23 protein-coding genes are annotated in these 21,181 nt (G+C 70.0%); 20 read left to right on the forward strand and 3 right to left on the reverse strand.

All coding sequences use genetic code 11. The features are described 5' to 3' along the window. Nucleotides 1-135: 135 nt before the first annotated feature. Complete coding sequence (locus ACIBB8_RS30440; RefSeq protein WP_398957544.1) at nucleotides 136-936, reverse strand: IclR family transcriptional regulator; 801 nt, start codon at nucleotides 934-936, stop codon at nucleotides 136-138. A 354-nt stretch (nucleotides 937-1,290) separates the two neighbouring features. Between ACIBB8_RS30440 and allB the strand changes: the two genes are divergently transcribed. From allB to ACIBB8_RS30510, 14 genes are all read left to right on the forward strand, one after another. After that, a complete protein-coding gene (allB, locus tag ACIBB8_RS30445; RefSeq protein WP_398957545.1) occupies nucleotides 1,291-2,634 on the forward strand; it encodes an allantoinase AllB in 1,344 nt (447 codons plus the stop codon). A gap of 2 nt (nucleotides 2,635-2,636) precedes the next feature. Continuing rightward, nucleotides 2,637-3,752, forward strand: a complete 1,116-nt coding sequence (alc, locus tag ACIBB8_RS30450; protein WP_398957547.1) for an allantoicase — start codon at nucleotides 2,637-2,639, stop codon at nucleotides 3,750-3,752. 154 nt (nucleotides 3,753-3,906) lie between these two features. Then, nucleotides 3,907-4,236 carry a putative quinol monooxygenase gene (locus tag ACIBB8_RS30455; protein WP_398957550.1) on the forward strand — a complete coding sequence of 110 codons (330 nt, stop codon included), beginning with the start codon at nucleotides 3,907-3,909 and terminating at the stop codon, nucleotides 4,234-4,236. Between the two features lie 211 nt (nucleotides 4,237-4,447). Further along, a complete protein-coding gene (locus ACIBB8_RS30460) occupies nucleotides 4,448-5,158 on the forward strand; it encodes an NAD(P)/FAD-dependent oxidoreductase (RefSeq protein ID WP_398957552.1) in 711 nt (236 codons plus the stop codon). A 441-nt stretch (nucleotides 5,159-5,599) separates the two neighbouring features. Further along, complete coding sequence (locus ACIBB8_RS30465; protein WP_398957554.1) at nucleotides 5,600-6,112, forward strand: cupredoxin family copper-binding protein; 513 nt, start codon at nucleotides 5,600-5,602, stop codon at nucleotides 6,110-6,112. Then, nucleotides 6,109-7,059 carry a metallophosphoesterase family protein gene (locus tag ACIBB8_RS30470; protein WP_398957555.1) on the forward strand — a complete coding sequence of 317 codons (951 nt, stop codon included), beginning with the start codon at nucleotides 6,109-6,111 and terminating at the stop codon, nucleotides 7,057-7,059. The genes ACIBB8_RS30465 and ACIBB8_RS30470 overlap by 4 nt, the downstream gene beginning before the upstream one ends. Continuing rightward, nucleotides 7,056-7,487: a hypothetical protein gene (locus ACIBB8_RS30475; protein WP_398957557.1), complete on the forward strand. Its 432-nt coding sequence runs from the start codon at nucleotides 7,056-7,058 to the stop codon at nucleotides 7,485-7,487. Before ACIBB8_RS30470 ends, ACIBB8_RS30475 begins: the two co-directional genes overlap by 4 nt. Before the next feature lie 308 nt (nucleotides 7,488-7,795). Then, nucleotides 7,796-9,295, forward strand: coding sequence for a hypothetical protein (locus ACIBB8_RS30480; RefSeq protein ID WP_398957559.1), 1,500 nt, complete (start codon nucleotides 7,796-7,798; stop codon nucleotides 9,293-9,295). A 5-nt stretch (nucleotides 9,296-9,300) separates the two neighbouring features. After that, nucleotides 9,301-9,666, forward strand: coding sequence for a hypothetical protein (locus ACIBB8_RS30485; protein WP_398957561.1), 366 nt, complete (start codon nucleotides 9,301-9,303; stop codon nucleotides 9,664-9,666). A gap of 47 nt (nucleotides 9,667-9,713) precedes the next feature. Next, nucleotides 9,714-11,276, forward strand: coding sequence for a hypothetical protein (locus tag ACIBB8_RS30490; RefSeq protein ID WP_398957562.1), 1,563 nt, complete (start codon nucleotides 9,714-9,716; stop codon nucleotides 11,274-11,276). After that, nucleotides 11,273-11,692, forward strand: coding sequence for a hypothetical protein (locus ACIBB8_RS30495; protein ID WP_398957564.1), 420 nt, complete (start codon nucleotides 11,273-11,275; stop codon nucleotides 11,690-11,692). Before ACIBB8_RS30490 ends, ACIBB8_RS30495 begins: the two co-directional genes overlap by 4 nt. Next, nucleotides 11,689-12,102, forward strand: coding sequence for a hypothetical protein (locus tag ACIBB8_RS30500; RefSeq protein ID WP_398957566.1), 414 nt, complete (start codon nucleotides 11,689-11,691; stop codon nucleotides 12,100-12,102). The genes ACIBB8_RS30495 and ACIBB8_RS30500 overlap by 4 nt, the downstream gene beginning before the upstream one ends. Beyond that, complete coding sequence (locus ACIBB8_RS30505) at nucleotides 12,099-13,319, forward strand: acyl-CoA dehydrogenase family protein (RefSeq protein ID WP_398957568.1); 1,221 nt, start codon at nucleotides 12,099-12,101, stop codon at nucleotides 13,317-13,319. The genes ACIBB8_RS30500 and ACIBB8_RS30505 overlap by 4 nt, the downstream gene beginning before the upstream one ends. A gap of 48 nt (nucleotides 13,320-13,367) precedes the next feature. Then, nucleotides 13,368-13,670 (forward strand): DUF6529 family protein, encoded by a 303-nt coding sequence (locus ACIBB8_RS30510; RefSeq protein ID WP_398957629.1) that lies wholly within the window; start codon nucleotides 13,368-13,370, stop codon nucleotides 13,668-13,670. Nucleotides 13,671-13,837: 167 nt separating this feature from the next. Here the strand turns inward: ACIBB8_RS30510 and ACIBB8_RS30515 are convergent, their stop codons facing one another. After that, complete coding sequence (locus ACIBB8_RS30515; RefSeq protein WP_398957570.1) at nucleotides 13,838-14,041, reverse strand: hypothetical protein; 204 nt, start codon at nucleotides 14,039-14,041, stop codon at nucleotides 13,838-13,840. A 144-nt stretch (nucleotides 14,042-14,185) separates the two neighbouring features. On the opposite strand from ACIBB8_RS30515, the gene ACIBB8_RS30520 reads away from it, so the two are divergent. The 4 genes from ACIBB8_RS30520 to ACIBB8_RS30535 are packed head-to-tail and all read left to right on the forward strand — an operon-like array spanning nucleotide 14,186 to nucleotide 17,803. Further along, a complete protein-coding gene (locus tag ACIBB8_RS30520; protein ID WP_398957572.1) occupies nucleotides 14,186-15,406 on the forward strand; it encodes a sensor histidine kinase in 1,221 nt (406 codons plus the stop codon). Further along, nucleotides 15,403-16,137 carry a response regulator gene (locus tag ACIBB8_RS30525; protein ID WP_398957574.1) on the forward strand — a complete coding sequence of 245 codons (735 nt, stop codon included), beginning with the start codon at nucleotides 15,403-15,405 and terminating at the stop codon, nucleotides 16,135-16,137. The genes ACIBB8_RS30520 and ACIBB8_RS30525 overlap by 4 nt, the downstream gene beginning before the upstream one ends. 51 nt (nucleotides 16,138-16,188) lie before the next feature. Continuing rightward, complete coding sequence (locus tag ACIBB8_RS30530; protein WP_398957576.1) at nucleotides 16,189-17,367, forward strand: cytochrome P450; 1,179 nt, start codon at nucleotides 16,189-16,191, stop codon at nucleotides 17,365-17,367. A gap of 16 nt (nucleotides 17,368-17,383) precedes the next feature. After that, a complete protein-coding gene (locus tag ACIBB8_RS30535) occupies nucleotides 17,384-17,803 on the forward strand; it encodes a PaaI family thioesterase (protein ID WP_398957578.1) in 420 nt (139 codons plus the stop codon). A gap of 143 nt (nucleotides 17,804-17,946) precedes the next feature. Here ACIBB8_RS30535 and ACIBB8_RS30540 read toward each other — a convergent pair whose 3' ends face one another. After that, nucleotides 17,947-18,954, reverse strand: a complete 1,008-nt coding sequence (locus tag ACIBB8_RS30540) for a Gfo/Idh/MocA family oxidoreductase (protein WP_398957580.1) — start codon at nucleotides 18,952-18,954, stop codon at nucleotides 17,947-17,949. A gap of 220 nt (nucleotides 18,955-19,174) precedes the next feature. Between ACIBB8_RS30540 and ACIBB8_RS30545 the strand changes: the two genes are divergently transcribed. Beyond that, nucleotides 19,175-19,933 (forward strand): GntR family transcriptional regulator, encoded by a 759-nt coding sequence (locus ACIBB8_RS30545; protein WP_398957582.1) that lies wholly within the window; start codon nucleotides 19,175-19,177, stop codon nucleotides 19,931-19,933. Between the two features lie 92 nt (nucleotides 19,934-20,025). Next, nucleotides 20,026-21,039, forward strand: a complete 1,014-nt coding sequence (locus tag ACIBB8_RS30550) for a sugar ABC transporter substrate-binding protein (RefSeq protein ID WP_398957584.1) — start codon at nucleotides 20,026-20,028, stop codon at nucleotides 21,037-21,039. Nucleotides 21,040-21,181 lie beyond the last annotated feature (142 nt).

The raw sequence follows: 21,181 nt of genomic DNA on the forward strand, positions 1-21,181 counted from the left end.
TCGTGGACCGGCGGCACGGGCGGGGGGTTTGGCTGGCCGGGGGGCGGCGGGACGGGTTCACCCGCGCACCCCCCACCCACCAGGGGGGGGCCCGCGGGGCCCCGCCCCGGGGGCCACCGCTGCGTCCGTGTGGTCTCAGCCGGTCGGACCGCTGCTGGCCAGCGCGTCGGACAGCTCCTTCGCGACCTGCTGGAGGATCGGCACAATCCGTTCCGTCGCCGCCTCCGTCACCCGTCCCGCCGGGCCCGAGATCGAGATCGCGGCCAAGGTGGGGGAGTCCGGTACGGAGACCGCCAGGCAGCGGACCCCTACCTCCTGCTCGTTGTCGTCGACCGCATAGCCCGCTCGGCGGACCTGGTCGAGCGCGTCCAGGAAACCGTCCGGGGTGGTGATCGTCTTCTCGGTGGCGGCAGGCATTCCGGTGCGGGCCAGCAGCGCCCGTACCTCCTCCGGCGGAGTATGTGCGAGCAGCGCCTTGCCCACCCCGGTGGAGTGGGGGAGCACCCGGCGGCCGACCTCGGTGAACATCCGCATCGAGTGCTTCGACGGCACCTGGGCGACGTAGACGATCTCGTCGCCGTCGAGCAGCGCCATGTTCGCGGTTTCGCCGGTCTCCTCGACGAGCCGCGCGAGATACGGGCGGGCCCAGGTCCCGAGCAGCCGCGACGCGGACTCGCCGAGCCGGATCAGGCGCGGGCCGAGGGCATAGCGCCGGTTGGACTGCTGGCGTACGTAGCCGCAGATGACCAGGGTGCGCATCAGCCGGTGAATGGTGGGCAACGGAAGTCCGCTGCTCGCGGAGAGTTCGCTGAGCCCGACCTCGCCCCCGGCGTCGGCCATCCGTTCCAGCAGATCGAAGGCGCGCTCAAGTGACTGCACACCGCCGCTGGAACCGGCGGGTTTGGAGTCGGATGTGCTGGCGTGGGACGGCGGCACGTCAACGGTCCTTTCGAGGCGTAAGGGCAAGGCAGCAGCCTACCGGGAGGTTCCCCATCGGCCCACTGCTCCCGGTGCGGCGTCCTGGCCGGTCAGGGCCTGTTTGTCCGGGTGTCCGGGATCATCCGGACCGTTTCGCGATGCCGCACCTGGTCCATGCTACGTTCCACCTTGCGAAATTGGTCTTTTACTTTGTGGAAATCTCCAGTCGGATGTGCGGACTGGTCCGCCGGCTGTCCGGCGAGGAAGGTGGGGTCTTGACGGGCTGGAATCCCGAGTGAAGACTCCTTCAACAGTTCGTTGAATTTCTTCGGTGGCCGTGAGCCGCCGACCATCCGGAAGTGAGGAGCACGGGTGTCCGGTGCGGACGTGAACCTGGTACTGCGCTCGACGCGCGTCGTCACCCCCGAGGGGACGTGCCCCGCGGCAGTGGCCGTCGCCGGCGGCACGATCGACGCCGTCCTGCCGTACGGCACCGAGGTGCCGGCCGGCGCCCGGCTCCAGGACTTCGGTGACGACGTCCTGCTGCCCGGCCTCGTCGACACCCATGTCCACGTGAACGACCCCGGCCGCACCGAGTGGGAAGGCTTCTGGACCGCCACCCGCGCCGCCGCGGCCGGCGGGATCACCACCCTGCTCGACATGCCCCTCAATTCCCTTCCGCCGACCACCACCGTCGGCCATCTGCGTACCAAGCAGCAGGTGGCAGCCGCCAAGGCGCACATCGACACCGGCTTCTGGGGTGGCGCGATCCCGTCCAATGTGAAGGATCTGCGGCCGCTGTACGAGGCGGGGGTCTTCGGCTTCAAGTGCTTCCTGTCGCCCTCCGGGGTCGAGGAGTTCCCGGAGCTGGACCAGGAACAGCTGGCCCGCTCCCTGGCCGAGATCGCCGGCTTCGACGGGCTGCTGATCGTGCACGCCGAGGATCCGCACCACCTGGCGGCCGCGCCGCAGCGGGGCGGACCCGCCTACGCCGACTTTCTCGCCTCCCGGCCGCGCGACGCCGAGAACACCGCCATCGAGAGCCTCATCGCGCACGCCAGGCGGCTGAACGCGCGCGTCCACGTCCTGCACCTGTCGTCCAGCGACGCGCTGCCGCTGATCGCCGCCGGCAAGCGGGAGGGGGTACGCGTCACCGCCGAGTCCTGCCCGCACTTCCTCACCCTTACCGCAGAGGAAGTCCCGGACGGAGCAACGGAGTTCAAGTGCTGCCCGCCGATCCGGGAAGCCGCCAACCAGGATGCGCTCTGGGCCGGGCTCGCCGATGGCACGATCGACTGCATCGTCTCCGACCACTCGCCCTGCACCGCGGACCTCAAGACGCCGGACTTCGCCTCCGCCTGGGGCGGCATCTCCTCCCTCCAGCTCGGGCTGCCCGCCATCTGGACCGAGGCGCGCCGGCGCGGCCACTCGCTCGACGACGTGGTCCGCTGGATGTCCGCCGCCCCCGCCGAGCTGGCCGGACTGACCCGCAAGGGCGCCATCGAGGCCGGGCGCGACGCCGACTTCGCGGTCCTCGCCCCCGACGAGGCCTTCACCGTCGACCCCGCCGAGCTCTTCCACCGCAACCAGGTCACCGCCTACGCCGGTAGGACCCTGCACGGTGTCGTGAAGTCGACCTGGCTGCGCGGGCAGCGGATCGCAGCCGACGGCGTCTTCACCGAGCCCACCGGCCGCCTCCTCGAAAGGAACCACTGACCATGGCGGCGACAGCGCACTTCATCGGTGACGCAGACCCGTACGGAGGCGGCGATCCGTACGCCGACTACCGCACCGCCGACTTCCCCTTCGCCCACCTCGTCGATCTCGCCGACCGGCGGCTCGGCGCGGGTGTGATCGCAGCCAACGACGAGTTCTTCGCCGAGCGCGAGAACCTGCTGAAGCCGGAGCCCGCGGAGTTCGACCCGGAGCGCTTCGGGCACAAGGGCAAGATCATGGACGGCTGGGAGACCCGCCGCCGCCGCGGCGTCAGCGCCGCGCAGCCGCACCCCTCGGACGAGGAACACGACTGGGCGCTGGTACGGCTCGGCGCGCCCGGCGTCGTACGCGGCATCGTCGTCGACACCGCCCACTTCCGCGGCAACTACCCGCAGGCCGTCTCCGTCGAAGCGGCCTCCGTGCCCGGCTCCCCGTCCCCCGAGGAACTCCTCGCGCCGGACGTGACATGGACAACCCTCATACCCCGTACGGCCGTCGGCGGCCACGCGGCCAACGGCTTCGCGGTCGACGCCGGCCGGCGCGTCACCCATCTGCGGGTCAACCAGCACCCCGACGGCGGAATCGCCCGTCTCCGGGTCTACGGAGAGGTCGCTCCTGACCCCGCCTGGCTGGCCGCCCTCGCCACCTTCGACCTTGCCGCGCTGGAGAACGGCGGCCAGGTCGAGGACGCCTCCGACCGCTTCTACTCCCCGGCCACCAACACCATCCAGCCCGGTCGCTCCCGCACGATGGACGACGGCTGGGAGACCCGACGCCGCCGCGACAAGGGCAACGACTGGGTCCGCTACCGGCTCGCCGAGCAGGCAGAGATCCGGGCCGTCGAGATCGACACCGCCTGCCTCAAGGGCAACTCGGCGGGCTGGGCGAGCCTGTCGGTGCGGGACGGGAGGAGCGGCGACTGGGCGGAAGCCCTGCCGCGGACCCGGCTGCAGCCCGACACGAATCACCGCTTCGTCCTCCCGGAGGCCGTGCGCGCCACACACGTGCGGATCGACATCTTTCCGGACGGCGGTATCTCACGGCTGCGGCTGTTCGGCTCGCTGACGGAAGTGGGGGCCGCCCGCCTGGCCGCCCGCCACCAGGAACTGGGCGGCTGACGAGGACGGGCGGCCCCGCCGCCCTCGCGGGTGGCGGCGCCTGTCACTCCTTCGGGCGTGGCGGCTCCCGCCACTCCCTCGGATGCGCCCGATGCGTCCGCATTCAGGGCGTATGGGACGCTGGGTCCGTCGCACATCCCGAGCAGGAGTTGTCATGATCTTCATCGCCGTCAAGTTCACCGTCCACAGCGAAGAGCGCGACAACTGGCTGCCCGCCGTCGAGCCCTTCACCCTCGCCACCCGTCAGGAGCCGGGCAACGTGTTCTTCGAATGGTCGTACAGCGTCGAGAACCCGGACCAGTTCGTGCTCCTGGAGGCCTTCGCGTCTCCCGAAGCCGGAGAGGCGCATGTGAAGTCCGAGCACTTCGCGGCGGCGATGGACCAGATGGCGGACCTCGTCGCGGTGACCCCGGAGATCATCAATGTCGAGGTCCCGGGCGACGGTTGGTCCCGGATGACGGAGCTCAGGCCCAGCCGTCAGTAGTCCGTGAGTCCTGACGGTTCAGAACTCCTCGTGGCCATGCGTATCTCTGAGGTTCGCGGCGGTGACCCGCGCGAATGGCCTGTGTGACGCAGTCCGTGGAGTCGCTGGAGACCGCTGGAGACCGCGGGAATCCGCCGACGTCGGCGGGGGCTGGGATCGGCCTGGAGGTGGCCGCCGCCGCACGGGAGGCAGGCGTCGAGGCCACGTGCTGGTGGCAGGCGAACTGCCACTGCTGCGCTTCCTGGGCCCGCAGATCGCGCCCGTCTTCGCCGACCTCCACCGTGAGCACGGCGTGGACCTGCGGCTCGGTGCGCGGGTCACCGAGATCGTCGGCGAGAACGAGCAGGCCGCGAGCGTTCGGTTGGCCGACGGCACCCACATTGATGCGGATGCGGTCCTGGTCGGCATCGGAGCCACTCCCAACACCCAACTGGCCGCCGAATCCGATCTGCAGGTCAACAACGGCGTCGTGGTCGACGCCTCCCGGCGGACCTCCGACCCGGACATCCACGCGGCCAGCGATGTGGCCAACGCCCTTCACCCGATGTTGGGCAAGCACATCCGCGTGGAGCACTGGGCCAACGCCCTTCACCAGCCTGGGACGGCCGCGCGGTCGATGCTGGGCGAGCCCGCGCTCTACGACCGCGTCCCGTACTTCTTCACCGACCAGTACGACCTGGGCATGGAGTACGCGGGCTACGCCGAGCCCGGTAGTTACGAGGACGTGGTGGTGCGCGGCGATCTCGCAAGCCGGGAGTTCATCGCCTTCTGGCTGGCCGACGGTCGCGTCCTGGCCGGGATGAACGTCAACGTCTGGGACGTCAACGACGCGATCCAGCACCTGGTCCGCTCCGGCGAGCAAATCGACCGGGACAGGCTCACCGACCCGGATTTGCCGCTGGAACAGCTGACTTCCGGGTGACGTACGGCCGCGGGCCGCTTCACGGGTGGAGCCGTGGTGGCCCGGGCCGCGCCGGATCGACAGGCGATCGCGGCTCCGGCGCGCATGACGCCACCGGTGCCGGCCCCGGCCGGCGGTGCAGCAGGTCTTCGGTCGGGCCGAAGTGCAGTGTCTGTCCGCCTTTGCCTGCGGTCCATTACGGACACCGCAGAAACTCTCCTGACTTCAGGCGTACTGCTATCCGCCGTCACAGTGAAACAGCGAAGGATTCGCTCTGGATTCGCTTTGCTGAATGGAATCCACCGTCGGCCCACCTAAAGTGACCCACCGGGTTACGCCCCTTGGAATACCTCCCCCGGGGGCGTAACCCGGTCGCCTATCTGCCTGAAACGGGCCGACCCCGGATCGGTCTTGGATCACACCCGCCCGTGCGGCGGGGACCGCGTAGAAGGAACGATGGCCATGAATGCGAACTCCTCTGTGCTGGTCCGGCAGTCGCGCACGTGCCTGGCCGCTGTCGCCGTTGCCGGAGCACTGGGACTGCTCAGTGCGTGCGGCGGATCGTCACAGCCCAAACCAGCGGGCGCACTGAGTCCCGGCACTGGTCAGACCCTGCCTGGAACGCCCGGTGTCTCCGGAACGGGCGGCACGGTCACCCCACCACCAAGCACGCCCTCGACCTCACCTTCCGCCAGCCAGTCGTCCGCTCCGGCGGCCGCCAACGCGGTGACGATCAAGAACTTTGCGTTCTCCCCGGCCAAACTGACGGTCAAGGCGGGCACGAAGGTGACCTGGACCAACACCGACGCCGACACTCACACCGTCACCAGCAAACAAGGATCGGGCGGGCCGCTGAAGTCGGGAGGCCTGGCCACCAACGCCACCTACAGCTACACCTTCACCAAACCCGGCACCTACGCCTACTACTGCACCATCCACCCATTCATGACCGCCACCGTGGCGGTGACCCCATGACCGAACCCGCACACGACTCCACCGGCGACGGTGAGCATGGCATGAACCGCCGTCAGCTCATGCGGCACTCCGCCTGGTTCGGTGGCGCCGTCATCCTGACAGTCACCGGAGGAGAGGTGATCAGCCATATCGCCGGTTCGCCGGACCCCACCCCGGCAGGCAGCGCAGACCTGCGATTCATGCAGATCTCCGACAGCCACATCGGCTTCCGTGGCCCGCCCAACATGAATGTCACCGGAACGTTCACCGCAGCGCTCAACCAGGTCAACTCACTCGGATTCCGCCCCGACTTCGTCATGCACAGCGGCGATCTGACACACCTTTCCACCCCCGCCCAGTTCGACCAGGTCAAGCAGATGCTGTCGCAGCTGCGCACGGACCGGATCTTCACCGTGCCGGGTGAGCACGACTCGATTGGAGACAACGGACGCGCATACCGGCAAACCTTCGCCAAAAACACCCTCGGCGACGGCTGGTACAGCTTCGACACCCATGGTGTGCACTTCATCGCGCTGGTCAACACTCTGCACCTTGAGCGACTCGGCCACCTGGGCAGCGATCAGATCGACTTCGTCCGCAAGGACATCGCCGGCCTGTCGTCGGACACCGCAATCGTCGTGTTCAGTCATATCCCGTTGTTCGCGATGTATCCGAAGTGGGGCTGGGGCACCGACGATGCGGTGCAGGTGCTGTCGATGCTGCGCCGTTTCTCCTCAGTCACGTGCCTCAACGGGCACGTCCACCAGCTGTTCACCAAGACCGAGGGCAACATCACCTTCCACTCGGCCGCCCCCACCTGCTATCCGTTTCCCAAACCCGGCCACGGCCCCGGCCCCATTCCGCAGGTGCTGCCCGCCGGACGCCTCAAGGACGCACTTGGTATCCGCACCGTCAACTACCGGAAGGGCAGCCACACACTCGCGGTCAAGGACGAGAAACTCACATGAACACCCGGAGCTTGCCCGCCCTCGCATTGCGCTTGGTGCTCGCCACCACGCTCGCGGCAAGCGGATACATCCACGCCCAGCTCTACATCGACGGATACCGCTTCATCCACGTCATCGGCACGCTTTTCCTGCTGCAGGCGGGCGCCGCCTTCGCAGTTGCCGCACTTCTCCTGTTGGCGGCACCCCTGCTACTCCGAATGGCCGCCGCCGCAATTGCCATTGGCGCGCTCGCCGGGTTCGCCACATCCCGCACCATCGGATTGTTCGGGTTCACCGAACGCGGCTTGCAGCCCGCCCCGCAGGCGCTGCTCAGCCTCATCGCCGAGACGCTCACTCTGCTGACTGTCGTGGCCTGGCAGGCGTTCGAGGTCCGGCGACACCGCCGCACCCGGCCGCACCATGACAAGAACCAGCCGAGTGCGGCTTGACCCCCGCACCACGGGACCGGACAGATGAACCAGACACCGACGCGCCTCTCGCACGGCGGACACCACCCGGCGGCCGACAAGTGGCAGGCCGACCATCGACGAGAGATGATCGACAGGAAGCGTGCGCTGCATGCGCCGGCCGCGTGTCCGCGCGAACGGTAAAATTCTTCAGGAAAGCGCACCTGGCTGACCTATTGGGCTCGAATTTCTTGCACGGGCCACGGGAGGGTTGCGCACAATCTGCCGCACTTCGCCACTCCACCTGGTAGGAATCTCCCGAACATTTCGATCAGAAACGGGGCCTGCGCATGGGATGGCTCACCTTTGGTTACTTCATATCGTATGTTCCGTATGCCATGCTGGTAAAGGCGCTGGCCAGTGGAGTGACTCCGCTGTCGGCGAAGTCGGTCAACGGCTTTGAGTTGCTGCCCGCAGCCGTCCTGGGACAGCTCGTGGTGATGCCTGTGTTTCTAGCCCTGTCGGGTTGGTGGCGGCACATGCGGCGGGGTGGGATCGGGGGGCGTCGGATACCGGTGGCGGGTCGGGAAACGTTGGCAGCCGGCTTCTTTGCTTCGCTTATTGTCGGCACTACCACGATGAACTACACCTTTTCCGGTGTCTCGATCCTCTTCATGTTGTTGTTGATGCGCGGGGGGGTTCTGGTCGTCTCCCCGTTGGTCGACAAGGCGCGCAAACGGCGGGTGACAGCATCTTCCTGGGTGGCGTTGTGCCTCAGCCTGATCGCGGTTTCAGTGGCACTCGGTGATGTGAACAGCTACCACCTCTCGCTGGCTGCCGTGCTGAGTGTCCTGATCTATCTCGTCGGCTACATGGGCCGGTTCGAAATCATGAGCCGGGTGGCCAAGTCGGGGGTTCTCACAACAGACCGCCGCTTCTTCGTGGAGGAGCATGTCGCCGCACCCGTTTGGCTGGCTCTGCTGCTGGCGACAGGGGCGCTGGCCGGGCAAGCGCAGTTGCGTGCGGGTTTCACCACATTCCTCGGTACCCCTGCCGCGTTGGCGGCGGCGGGCATAGGCGTGGCGTATGAGGTGCTGTTCGTCTTCGCTTCGCTGATCTACCTCGACCGGCGCGCGTACACCTGGGGCGTGCCGGCATGGGCGTTCGCCAGCCTGATGTCCGGTCTGGTTGCCTCCTTCTCGCTGGCGTGGGTGGCCGGGCTCCAAGCTCCGGGGGACGCTCAGCTCCTCGCGCTCGTCTTTGGCGTCGGCGCGGCGGCGGCGCTGTCCTACCCGTCGGCCGTCACCTGGTGGCGGGTACGCACCCCCGGGGCGGTGTGCCGCGTGCTGTTCGTCTGCGGCGGGAACACCTCCCGTTCACCCATGGCCGAGGTCATCGCGTGGGCCCAGGCCGCGGAGGTGGGAGTCGCGCACGCCTTCCGGTTCTCCAGCGCGGGTGTTGCGACGACGCGGCCTGGGGACCCGATGGCTCCCGACGCCAGGTCCGCGCTCGCTGAGCTCGGACTGGGCCGAGTGCCGGGCCGGGGGAATCCCCGGCATCACCGGGCACGCCCGGTCACCCCTGAGCTCTGCCGGGACAGCTCCGTCATCTACTGCATGACCCAGGCACATCGCCACGGGGTGATCGCCATAGCGCCCGAGGCCGAGGGCCGCACCCTGCGTCTGGATCCGCGCTGTGACATTCCCAATCCGGAGGGGCAGCCCCCAGAGGTGTACGGCCGGTGCGCCAGGCACATCCAGCGGTCCGTCCGCGTCCGCCTGGGCGAACTACTTCGCTCCGACCTCCTCGCGGCGCACCGTCGAGCCGCAACACCCGGATGCGGCAGGTGATCGCGGTGATCGGCAGCGTCCCGGAGGCGTTGGTGGACGCTCGGTGCGAGGCGTTCGACCGCGGTGATCGGCCCACGCCTGATTACACCAACCGGCCGCCGTCGCTGGACGACGACGTCGAACGCCGTGCCCGCGCCGCCAGGCCGGGCGCGCCGCCGGCCAAGGGGGTCGCCGCCGCGGTCACCGCCGCCGCACGGGCCCACTCCCGCGACGCCCCGCGCTTCTACGGGCCGCCGACAGCCGGCTACGCGGATGTCCTGCGCCCATGGCTGGGCATCGACTCTGACCGTCCCATCGTGTGCACCCGGGCCGTCAATCGGTTCGTCCTGCCGCGGGCCCCTCGGGAGGAGTACGTCGAATGGATCGGCTGACGAGTGGGTGCGAAGCCGCCGTCACGCGGCGGGCTTGCATAGTCGCAGTGGTCGCCCAACCTGAGGATCTCACCACGCCTCGCCTGCGCGGCCTCACAGGGGTGGCCGACGCGCTGGAGGTGCGTGCCGACCTGGTCGGCGACCCCGATCCGCACCGGCTGCGCCGCCACTTCACCGGGCCGGTCACCTACAGCCTGCGCTCGCCGCGCCACGGCGGTCGCTCGGCTGCCGGCCCGGTCGAACGCCGCACCCGGCTCCTCCGCGCGGCGGACCACTATGACGTGGTCGATCTGGAGGCCGTGGACGACCTGGTCCCGGAACTGCTGGCGGGCATCCCCGCCCGGCAGCGGCGCGTCTCCTGGCACCAGCCCGAACCCGTACGCCCCGAGCGGAGCGCCGACCGCGGGGCAGGTGTGCTGGAGGCATCCGCGGAACTGCGGGAGCGGTTCGCCGCGATGGCCACCACACCTGCGCTGCTGTACCTCCTCGTGCCGCAGTCGGGAACCCAGTACGGGGCCGCCTCGCCGCTGCTGCTCACCGGGCTCGGGCGCTCCGACGTGACGGCGTTCGCGTCCGGTCCGGCCGGCACCTGGACCAGGGTGCTGGCGCCGTGGCTGGGCGCGCCCCTCGTCTTCGGCCGGGCCGGTGCCCCGGGGGCGGACGGAATGCCGAGCGTGGGCCAACTCCTGACTGACTACGGACTGCCGGCTCTGCCACCGCTCAGTGTCCTGTTCGGCATTGCCGGCCATGCCCCCGGACGCTCGCTGTCACCCCGGCTGCACAATGCGGCGTTGCGGGAGCTGCGGCTGCCCGCGCTCTACCTCCCCTTCCAGGTGGACACGTTCCCTCGCTTCTGGCACTGCGCCAACGGCTTCGGGGCGCTGGCCCGGCTGCCGCTACGCGGGCTGACCGTGACCGCTCCCCACAAGCAGAGCGCGGTCGAAGTAGCCGACATCGTCGGCCCGCAGGCGCTGCGGTGCGGCGCGGCCAATGTTCTGTGGCTCGACGCCGGGCGCTGGCGGGCGGCCACCACCGACACCGCCGCCGCCCTGCACGTCCTTGCCCGAGCCGGGGTCGATCCCAGCGGCCGCAGGGCCGCCGTCATCGGTTGCGGCAGCACCGGGCAGGCCGTCGCGCTGGCCCTGCTCCAGGCCGGAGCCCGGGTGACCCTGGTCAACCGAGGGTACGCGCGCGGCCGGGAAGCCTCCTCGCGCCTCGGGGCTCCCTACGTACCGCTCTCCCGGTTCTCCCCGGCAGGACACGCTGTGCTCGTCCACGCCACGCCCCTGGCGGAAAGGCAACCGTTTCCGGTCGCCGCCGTCGACCCGGACGCGGTGGTGTTGGAAACGGTCTACCGCGATCCTCCGACCGCGCTCATGAGCGCCACCCGCGCCCGCGGACTGATCGGCATCGACGGCAGGGACGTCCTGCTCGTCGAAGTGTGCGAACAATTCCAGCTGTTGACAGGCCATCCGATCCCCGATGCGCTGCCACTGCGTTCCCTCTGCTTCAGCCAGGTCGAGCGCGCCGACGTCCACGACCTCACCGAGGCGGGGGAATCGCTCCCGGCACAGTCCCCGATACAACCCACAAGCGGAGAGGCACGATGACGCCCCGTTCGGCCTCCCCCGCCGGACCGGCCGCACCGCGGCCGCCGGACACCCCCGACGTCTCGGCGCTGCTGGGCGACTGGGTCAACACCGACCAGGGCAGTTCGAAGGGCGCCCTACGGCTGCACGTGACGTGGCACGAGAAGGGCCTGTTCGTCAGAGCTTTCGGCACCGGCAGCCCGCAGCCGCGCGACTGGGGTGAGGTGTCGGCGGTCGTGTACACCTCACCAGGAACCCCATCGGCCGCCTGGTCGTTCTCGGCGATCTACACCTTTGGCCCGCTGCGCACTGTCCTGTGCGCCTACCACAAGACGGGCATCCTGGTGGCCACCACGAGCAGCATCTTCAGCGATGGCGGCGGCGGGGCCGACCACTGGGCCCGCTCGTTCTTCCACAGGGCGGAGGGGCGGGCATGACGGCACGGCCGGTGGATCCGGCGCCGCTGGCCGGTGGCTGGGTCAACTTCGACACCACCGCCACGGGTATCCACCTGGTCGATGCCGCGGTCGACGGCAGCCAGCTCATGCTGCGGATCACCGAGCGCGGCGGCCCGGACCCGTCACAAGAGGCACTCATACCGACCGCAACGCCCGTCACCGGTGCCACGCTGCCCGCCGTCCCTCTGGCCGATGACATGGACGCCCCCGAGGCCGTGGCCTTCCTCGCCGAAGGTCCGCTCGGCTCCCGCCAGGTCATCCTCTGCGGCTACCTCAACCGCGGCCTGTTGACCATCGATGTCCATGCCGTCCATACCATCGATCCGCAGATGCCGAACGTGATGTACCGCGCCCACTTCTACCGTTCGGAAGGGGCCGTCCTCCTATGACCGGCGACCTGGGCCACGGTCCAGCCCCCGTTCCGGTGGCCGGGGGCGACCGGGCCGTTCTCGATGCCGTGGCGAAGCTGGCCGCGGACAACTTCGCCCCCCGCGCCGAGGAGTACGACCGCAGGGCCGCCTTCCCCGCCGAGGACTTCGACGATCTGTTCTCCGGTGGGTTCCTGGCTGCCCCTGTGCCGCGGGAGCACGGCGGCCTGGGCTACGGCACCCAGCAGCGCAACACCCTGCCCCTGTGGGAGATGACCACCACGCTGGCCAAGGCCGATCTGTCGCTGGCCCGCTGCTGGGAGGGGCACGCCAACGCACTCGTCCTCATCGACGCCCTGGCCAGCCCGGAGCAGAAACGGCACTGGTTCACCGGCGTGGTCGAACACGGAGAGATTTGGGCCGCCTGGAGCGGCGAACCCCAGGCCCCCAAGCCGGGCGAGAGCGGTCACTTCGGCACCATGCTGACACCCGTCCGCAGCGGCTGGACCCTCCGCGGCAGCAAGGCGTTCGCCACCAGCGCCACCGGAGCCCAGTGGGCGATCCTGCTCGTCGATCCGGCCGGCCCCGGCGGAGCCCGGCACAGCCGGGAGGCCCAAGGAAGGCTCCTGCTGCTCGCCTGCGACCTGTCCGCCCCGACTGTGACTGTGGACAGTTCGTGGTGGGACCCGATCGGTATGCGCGGGACGGTCAGCCATGTGGTGCGGTTCCACGACACCTTCGTACCGCGGGAGCATCTCATCGGCCGCCCCGGCGGCTACTTCGAAGGCCACTGGCAGACCGCTTTCATCCCGCACTACGCTGCCAGCTTCCTCGGCGGCGCGCTGGCCGCGAACGAATACGGACTCGGGTATCTGATGCGGCAGGGCAAGGGCGGTGATCCCCATGTGCAGCAGCGGGTGGGCAGCATGGCGGTCAACATCGACACCGCCCGCCTCTGGCTGCGCTACGTCGCCGGTCTGTGGGACGAAGGCAGGGTCGAGGAGGCACGGATCGCCGGCAGCAGGGCCTGGCACGCGATCGGGCATCTGGCGGAAGAGACAGTGCACCACGTCATCCGCGCGTGCGGTGCCCGCAGCCTGATCCGCCCCAGCCCCGTGGAGCGGATCCTGCGCGACCTGACCTTCTACGAACTCCATGACAACGACGACCACGTCCTGGCGACCATCGGGCAGGCCGTACTCGGCGAGCAGCATGACCCGTCGTTCCACAGACCATGACTCCGAACCCCCAAGCCAGGTGAGGGAGCATGTCAGCGCAGGGAATCCATCGGCGGCGATGCATGGACGTGCGACGACGCCAGACTACTCAAAGCCCAACTCGGCTCCGCAGTAATGGGCCTGGCGCTCATTCAGCTGCTTCCAGCCCTCTGGATGTACGGCCGCCTGCCCGCACTGCGAACCGCACCGCACCGGGTCAACACGACGCACCGCCTCATCGGTCTGACCGCCTTCCTCCTCTCCCTCCCCATCGCTCAGCACTGCATCACCACCTACGGCGTCCAGCTGACCGACACCCGCCTGGCGCTGCACTCGCTCACCGGCTGCTTCCTCTACGGGGCCTTCGCATGATCTTCACGCCGCTCGCCGAGGCCGCGGTGACCCGGGTCCGGCCCCGCTGCCTGAGCCGGGCGGTCAGGGCCTCCCTCACGTGGGCTCCCGGCGTCGTGCGACTGCGCGTGCGGCGCTGTCGTCGACGCCGCACGACGCCGCTTGCACTCCCTGTCGCGGGGAGGCCGTCACTCCTTGAGCCGGTCCGCCGCCACCATCACCGAGGCGCCCGTCACCACCAGCACGATGTCGACGAAGACCGGGTGGCCACCGAGGAACTCCAGCCGCCGCACCACCGCCCAGAACCGGAACCAGCCCGTCCATTCGTGCAGCAGCCCGGCGATGCCCTGGATGAACACGATGAAGCCGGCCGACTCGCAGAGTTTCTTCATGGGGAGAGCCTCGCGGGCCCGTTCCGGCCGCGGCATCGGCCGCCGGTCTGCGGCACGGCGCCGAAAGTATCCGGTCCGGCGACTTTGGTCGCTTTCCGCTCCGCACGGCCGGTACGAGCCCGCCACTTGAGTAGTTTTGTCGATATGACGCGCACCGAGTACCGCTGGCTGCTGCCCTCGGCCATGGCCGATCCCGAGCTGCCCGGCGACCACGGCCGCCGGGCGCGCCGCACCGTACGGGACTGGGTCGTCGACATCACGGCCTTCCTCTGTGCGGCTGGCATCGGCCTGCTCGCGGCCGCCACGATCGAGGCCGACCACACCACCCCCCGCGGTGTCGTCCTCGCCGACTCGCTGATCGGCGCCGCGGCCTGCTGCGCGCTGTGGACGCGGCGCCGGTGGCCGGTCGGACTCGCCGTGGCCCTGACGCTGCTCGCCGCCGTCGAACCGGTCGCTGCCGGGGCGATGCTCGTCGCGCTGTTCAGCGTGGCGGTGCACCGGCCGTTCAAACCGGTGGCCGTCGTCGGCGCGCTGGCCCTGGCCGCCACCCCGGTACAGCCGTATCTGCGCCCCGACCCGAGCACCTCGTTCGTCGCCTCCACGATCATCGGTGTGCTGCTGGTCCTGCTGGTGCTGAGCTGCGGCATGGTTGTGCGGTCCCGGCGCCAGCTCGTCGTCACCCTGCGCGAGCGCGCACACCGGGCCGAGACCGAGGCCGAACTCCGCGCCGAGCAGGCGCAGCGGCTCGCCCGTGAGGCCATCGCCCGCGAGATGCATGACGTCCTCGCCCACCGCCTCACCCTCCTCAGCGTCCACGCGGGCGCCCTCGAATTCCGCCCCGACGCGCCCCCCGCCGAGGTCGGCCGGGCCGCCGGGGTGATCCGGGACAGCGCGCACGAGGCGCTCCAGGACCTCCGCGAGATCATCGGCGTCCTCCGCAGCCCCGGCGACAACGGGGAGGGCAACCGGCCGCAGCCCACCCTCGCCACCCTCGACGCGCTGATCGCCGAGTCCCGTCTCGCCGGCATGAAGATCACCCTCGACAACCGCATCGCCGACCCGGCCGCCGCCCCTGCCGCCACCGGCCGCACCGTCTACCGCATCGCGCAGGAGGGCCTGACCAATGCCCGCAAACACGCCCCCGGAGCCGAGGTCACCGTCACCGTCACCGGGGGGCCGGGCGACGGTCTCACCATCGAGGTGCGCAACCCGGCGCCCGTCGAACCGTTCGAGCGGGTCCCCGGCTCCGGCCAGGGCCTCATCGGTCTGACCGAGCGCGCCACCCTCGCCGGGGGCCGCCTCGACCACGGGCCCGAACCCGACGGCGGATTCGGGATCCGGGCCTGGCTACCGTGGACCTCATGACCAACCCCCTGGATCCTCCGGCCCAGCCCGTACGGCTGCTCATCGTTGACGACGATCCGCTCGTGCGGGCCGGGCTGACGTTCATGCTGGGCGGCGCCGCCGACATCGTCATCGTGGGGGAGGGAACGGACGGCTCCGAGGTCGCGGACCTCGTGGACCGGCTCCGCCCCGACGTGGTGCTGATGGACATCAGGATGCCGACCGTGGACGGACTGGCCGCGACCGAAGCGCTGCGCAGCCGCCCCGACGCCCCGGAGGTCATCGTCCTCACCACCTTCCACGCCGATGAGCAGGTGCTGCGGGCCATCCGTGCCGGGGCCGCGGGATTTGTCCTGAAGGACACGCCGCCCGCGCAGATCGTCGACTCGGTGCGCCGGGTCGCGGCGGGTGACCCCGTGCTGTCGCCCGCCGTCACCCGGCAGCTGATGGACCGGGCCGCGGGCGTCGCAGCGTGGACCGACGCCGACGACCACGCGGGCCGGGCCGAGCGGGCACGCCGGAGGATCGCCGGTCTCGCCGAGCGGGAGCGTGCAGTCGCGGTCGCCGTCGGACGCGGCCGTTCCAACGCGGAAATTGCCACGAGCCTCTATCTCAGCGTGGCCACCGTGAAAACGAACGTGTCACGCATTCTCGCGAAGCTCGAGTTCAACAACCGTGTCCAGATCGCGCTGTTGGTGCACGACGCGGGGCTGCTCGACGAGGAGGACGACGGGCCGGGCCACGTACGCTGAAACGGTTCGATCCGAGGTGATCGAACCGAACCGGCCGGGAGGGGCTGAACCGTGTCCGCAGTCGACATCGATCTTCGCGGGGTCCATGACTTCACCGCGAATCCCTACCCGACGTACGCGAAGCTGCGCTCCGAGGGACCGGTGCACACCATCCGCACCGATGACGCCGAGCGGATCTGGCTGATCGTCGGGTATGAGGAGGGCCGCGCGGCCCTCGCCGACCAACGGCTCAGCAAGGACTGGCGGACCTCGGACCGCTGGACCGGTGACGGCGATCTGATCAACGCCAACATGCTGGAGATGGACGCGCCACACCACACCCGGCTGCGCAGACTCGTCGCCCGCGAGTTCACCGCCCGCAGGATCGAGTCGCTGCGGCCACGGGTCCAGCAGATCACCGACGAACTGCTCGACGCGATGGTGCCCGCCGGGCGCGGCGACCTCGTCGACGCGCTCGCCTTCCCGCTGCCGATGACCGTCATCTGCGAGCTGATCGGCGTGCCGGACCTGGACCGCGACCGGTTCCGCCTGCTGTCGAACGGCATCGTCGCTCCGACGTCCCCGGACGCGGGAGGCGAAGCGGTCCGCGCGATGGGGGCCTATCTCGTGGAGCTCGTCGAGGACAAGCGGTGCGCGCCCGGCGACGACCTGATGAGCGCGCTGATCAGGCTGCGGGACGAGGAGGGAGACGGACTGTCGCCCGACGAACTCGTCGGTATGGCCTTTCTGCTGCTCGTCGCCGGACATGAGACCACCGTCAATCTGATCTCCAACGGGGTACGGGCCCTGCTCGGCCATCCCGGACAACTCGCCGCACTCCGCGCGGACCTCGGTCTGATCGACGGCGCGGTCGAGGAGATGCTCCGGTACGACGGACCGGTGGAGACCGCCACCTTCCGCTTCGCCCGGGAGCCGGTCGAGATCGGCAACCGGACCATTCCGCCGGGTGAGGCGGTCCTGGTCGCCCTGGCCGGTGGCGACCGCGACCCCGCCCGCTACCCGGACCCGGACCACTTCGACATCCGCCGCGACGTCCAGGGCCACCTGGCCTTCGGTCACGGCATGCACTTCTGCATGGGGGCGCCGCTGGCCCGGATGGAGGGCCGGATCGCGATCCGTACGCTGCTGGAGCGGTGCCCGGATCTCGCACTCGACCCGGCCGGTGCGGAGCTGGACTGGCTGCCCGGGATGCTGATCCGAGGGGTCCGGCACCTGCCGGTGCGCTGGTGAGGTAAGAAGGTGCGCCATGAGCGGACTTGACATGCAGATAGCGCAGAAGGTCCTCGACAGCCAGCCGTTCAGCGGGCTCGTCGGGGCACGGATCACCGCCTTCGGGGACGGCGCCGCCACCCTCGAAGTGGACATCCGGCAGGAACTCCAGCAGCAGAACGGCTTTGTGCACGGCGGCGTGCTGTCGTACGCCGCCAACAACTCGATCACCTTCGCCGCCGGGACGACCCTCGGGCCGGCCGTCCTGACCGGTGGCTTCTCGATCCAGTACATCCGTCCGGCGACCGGTCGCACCCTGATCGCCCGCGCCAACGTCGTGCACACCGGCCGTCGCCAGGCGGTGGTCCGCTGCGATCTGTTCGCTGCGGCGGACGGCGGTGCGGAAGTCCTGTGCGCGGTCGCCCAGGGAACCGTGCTCTCCGCCGAGGCGCGCTGAAGGGTCCCTCCTGGACCAGTCGAGCGGCCGAGGCGACCGAAGCCGCGGATATCGTCGGCCTCGCCGGACTCGGTGACCGCACGGGCCTGCTGATACGGGGCCGCGAGCGGCTGCCGGTCGCCCGGTAGCGAGGGGCCGCACCGTCAGTCGGTGCGGATCTCCGCCACCGCCACCGGCCGGTGCTCGCGCCGGGACAGCTCGCACGCCTCCGCGATCCGCAGCGCGTGCAGAGCCTCCCGGCCGTCGCACGGGTTGGCCGCCTCGCCCCGCACCACCTGGACGAACGCGTCGAGTTCCGCCTCGTACGCCGCGGCGAACCGCTCCAGGAACCCCGGCCACGGCTTGGCCGGCGCGGCGGGGCCCTGGGGTTCCACCGACGTCAGCGGCATACGGTCGTCCAGACCGACCGCGACCTGGTCGAGCTCGCCCGCCAGCTCCATCCGTACGTCGTACCCGGCACCGTTGCACCGGGTCGCCGTCGCCGTCGCCAGTGAGGAGTCGTCGAGGGTCAGCAGCGCCGCCGCCGTGTCGACGTCGCCCGCCGCCCGGAACATCGCGGGACCGGCATCCGAACCGGTGGCGTACACCTCCACCACCTCACGGCCCGTCACCCACCGCAGGATGTCGAAGTCATGGACCAGACAGTCACGGAACAGGCCGCCGGAGTGCGGCAGATACGCGGCGGGCGGCGGCGCCGGATCGGACGTCATGGCCCGTACGGTGTGGAGCCTGCCCAGCGCCCCGCTCCGCACGGCGGCGCGCGCCGCACCGTACCCGGCGTCGAAGCGGCGCATGAAGCCCAGTTGGAGCACGCTCCCGGCCCGCTCGACCTCATGCAGGGCGGCCAGTGTCCCCGCCAGATCCAGTGCGATGGGCTTCTCGCAGAACGCCGGCAGGCCCGCCCGTGCGGCCAGTCCGATCAGCTCCGCGTGGGCCGAGGTGGCCGAGGCGATCACGACGGCATCCACCCCCGCGCCCAGCACCTCGGCCACGGACCCGACGGCTGTCGCGTGGCCGATGCGGTCCGCGATCCCGGCCGCCCGCGCCCCGTCGATGTCCGTCACCACCAGGGTGTCCACCTCGGGGTGGCGGGCCAGTGCGCCCGCATGGAAGGAACCGATCCGGCCGGTGCCGATGAGTCCGATACGCATGGACCCAACGTGCCGCCCACCAGCTGCGCTGTCAACTATATGTCCTGACAAACTGGGGTGTGTTCGATGGATCGAGCCGCAGCACCCGCACCCCGTACGGCTCCGGCGCCCCATCGATTTCACGGGCGGAGCGACGCGGTGAGGCGCGGGCACTCGGATTGTCCGGACAACAGGACGACCTGACTACCGGTGTTCCGGACGTGACAGCTACGCTCCTGCCGTGTCCAAACCCACCGCCGACCCCGCCGCCCTCGAACTCGGCGTGGACCGCAGCAGCCCGGTCCCGCTCTACTATCAGCTGGCCCAGCAGCTGGAGGCGGCCATCGAGAAGGGCCGGCTCGCCCCCGGCAGTCTTCTCGGCAACGAGATCGAGCTCGCGGCCCGGCTCGGCCTGTCCCGCCCCACCGTCCGCCAGGCCATCCAGTCGCTCGTCGACAAGGGGCTGATGGTCCGTCGCCGCGGCGTGGGCACCCAGGTCGTCCACAGTCAGGTCCGGCGTCCGCTCGAACTGAGCAGCCTGTACGACGACCTGGAGGCGGCCGGGCAGCACCCCACCACCCGCGTCCTGCGCAACACGGTGGAGCCCGCCCCCGCCGCGACCGCCGCCGCCCTCGGCGTCCCGGAAGGCACCGAGGTCCACCTCGTCGAACGGCTGCGGTCCGCGCACGGCGAACCGATGGCCCTGCTCCGCAACCACCTGCCGGCCGGCCTCGTCGACCTGTCCACCGAACGACTGGAGGCCACCGGCCTCTACCGGATGCTGCGGGCCGCCGGAGTCACTCTGCACAGCGCCCGCCAGACCGTCGGCGCCCGCCTTGCCACGGCCGCGGAGGCGGCACAGCTCGCCGAACCCGAGGGCGCGCCGCTGCTGACCATGGAACGCACCACGTACGACGACACCGGGCGGGCGGTCGAATTCGGCTCGCACATCTACCGGGCGTCGCGCTACGCCTTCGATTTCCAGCTGCTTGTCCGCTGACGCCCGCATATCGGCCCGTTGACGGGGTCCCCGCTCCTCGCTAGAACTCCCCAAGCCGCACTCGGGCGGCCGGGAGAGAAGGCGGACCCACCATGCGTACTCCTCGCAAGGCAGCACCCCTGATCGCCATCTGCACCATCAGCCTCGCCGTCACCGTCGTCGCCGGATGCAGCAGCTCCGGTGGCAAGAGCTCCGAGGACAGGTCCGGCAGCGGCAGCGGGCAGGGAGCCAAGGGCGTCTCCACCCCCCGGATGAAGATCGCGATGATCACACACTCGGGGGAGGGCGACACCTTCTGGGACATCGTCCAGAGCGGTGCGAAGCAGGCGGCGGCCAAGGACAACGTCGAGTTTCTGTACTCCGCGAACAAGGAGGGCAAGGAGCAGGCCCAGCTCGTCCAGGCCGCCATCGACCAGAAGGTCGACGGGATCGTCGTCACCCTCGCCAAACCGGAAGCCATGGCGGACGTCGTCGCCAAGGCAGTGAAGGCAGGCATCCCCGTCGTCACCATCAACTCGGGCGCGCAGTTCTCCAAGGGCGTCGGCGCGATCGGCCATATCGGGCAGGACGAGAAGGTCGCGGGCGAGGCCGTCGGTGAGGAGCTCAACAAGCGGGGCCGCGAGAAGGCCCTCTGCGTCATCCACGAACAGGGCAATGTGTCGCTGGAGGAACGCTGTGCCGGGGTGAAGAAGACCTTCAAGGGGAGCGTCGAGAACCTCAGCGTCGAAGGCACCAACATGCCCGCCTCCACGTCCTCCATCGAGGCGAAGCTCCAGGCCGACCACGGCATCGACACGGTCGTCACCCTCGGCGCGCCGTTCGCCGCCGCCTCCGTCAAGGCCAAGGAGGGCTCCGGCTCCACGGCCGAGGTCGACACGTTCGATCTCAACGCCGAGGTCGTCAAGCGGCTGAAGGCCTCCGAGGTCGGCTTCGCCGTGGACCAGCAGCCCTACCTCCAGGGCTATCTCGCCGTCGACGAACTGTGGCTCGACAGGACGAACGGAAACGTCATCGGCGGCGGAAAGCCCGTGCTCACCGGCCCGGCGATCGTCACCGCCGCCGACGTGCCGCAGCTGGAGAAGTACACCGCGCGCGGTACCCGGTGACCCGCGTGCGGACCGCCGTGCCCACTCCGTGCCGGCACACACGGCCCGCCCCTGCCGGGCGGCGCCGAGTCGGGCTCGGGGATACTTGGCCAGCCGGACCGGGTGAAAACACCCCCGGTCGGCACCAAGCAGCACAGCGAGC

The organism is Streptomyces sp. NPDC051286 (genome assembly GCF_044455345.1).
In the GTDB taxonomy this organism is placed as follows: Bacteria; Actinomycetota; Actinomycetes; order Streptomycetales; family Streptomycetaceae; genus Streptomyces.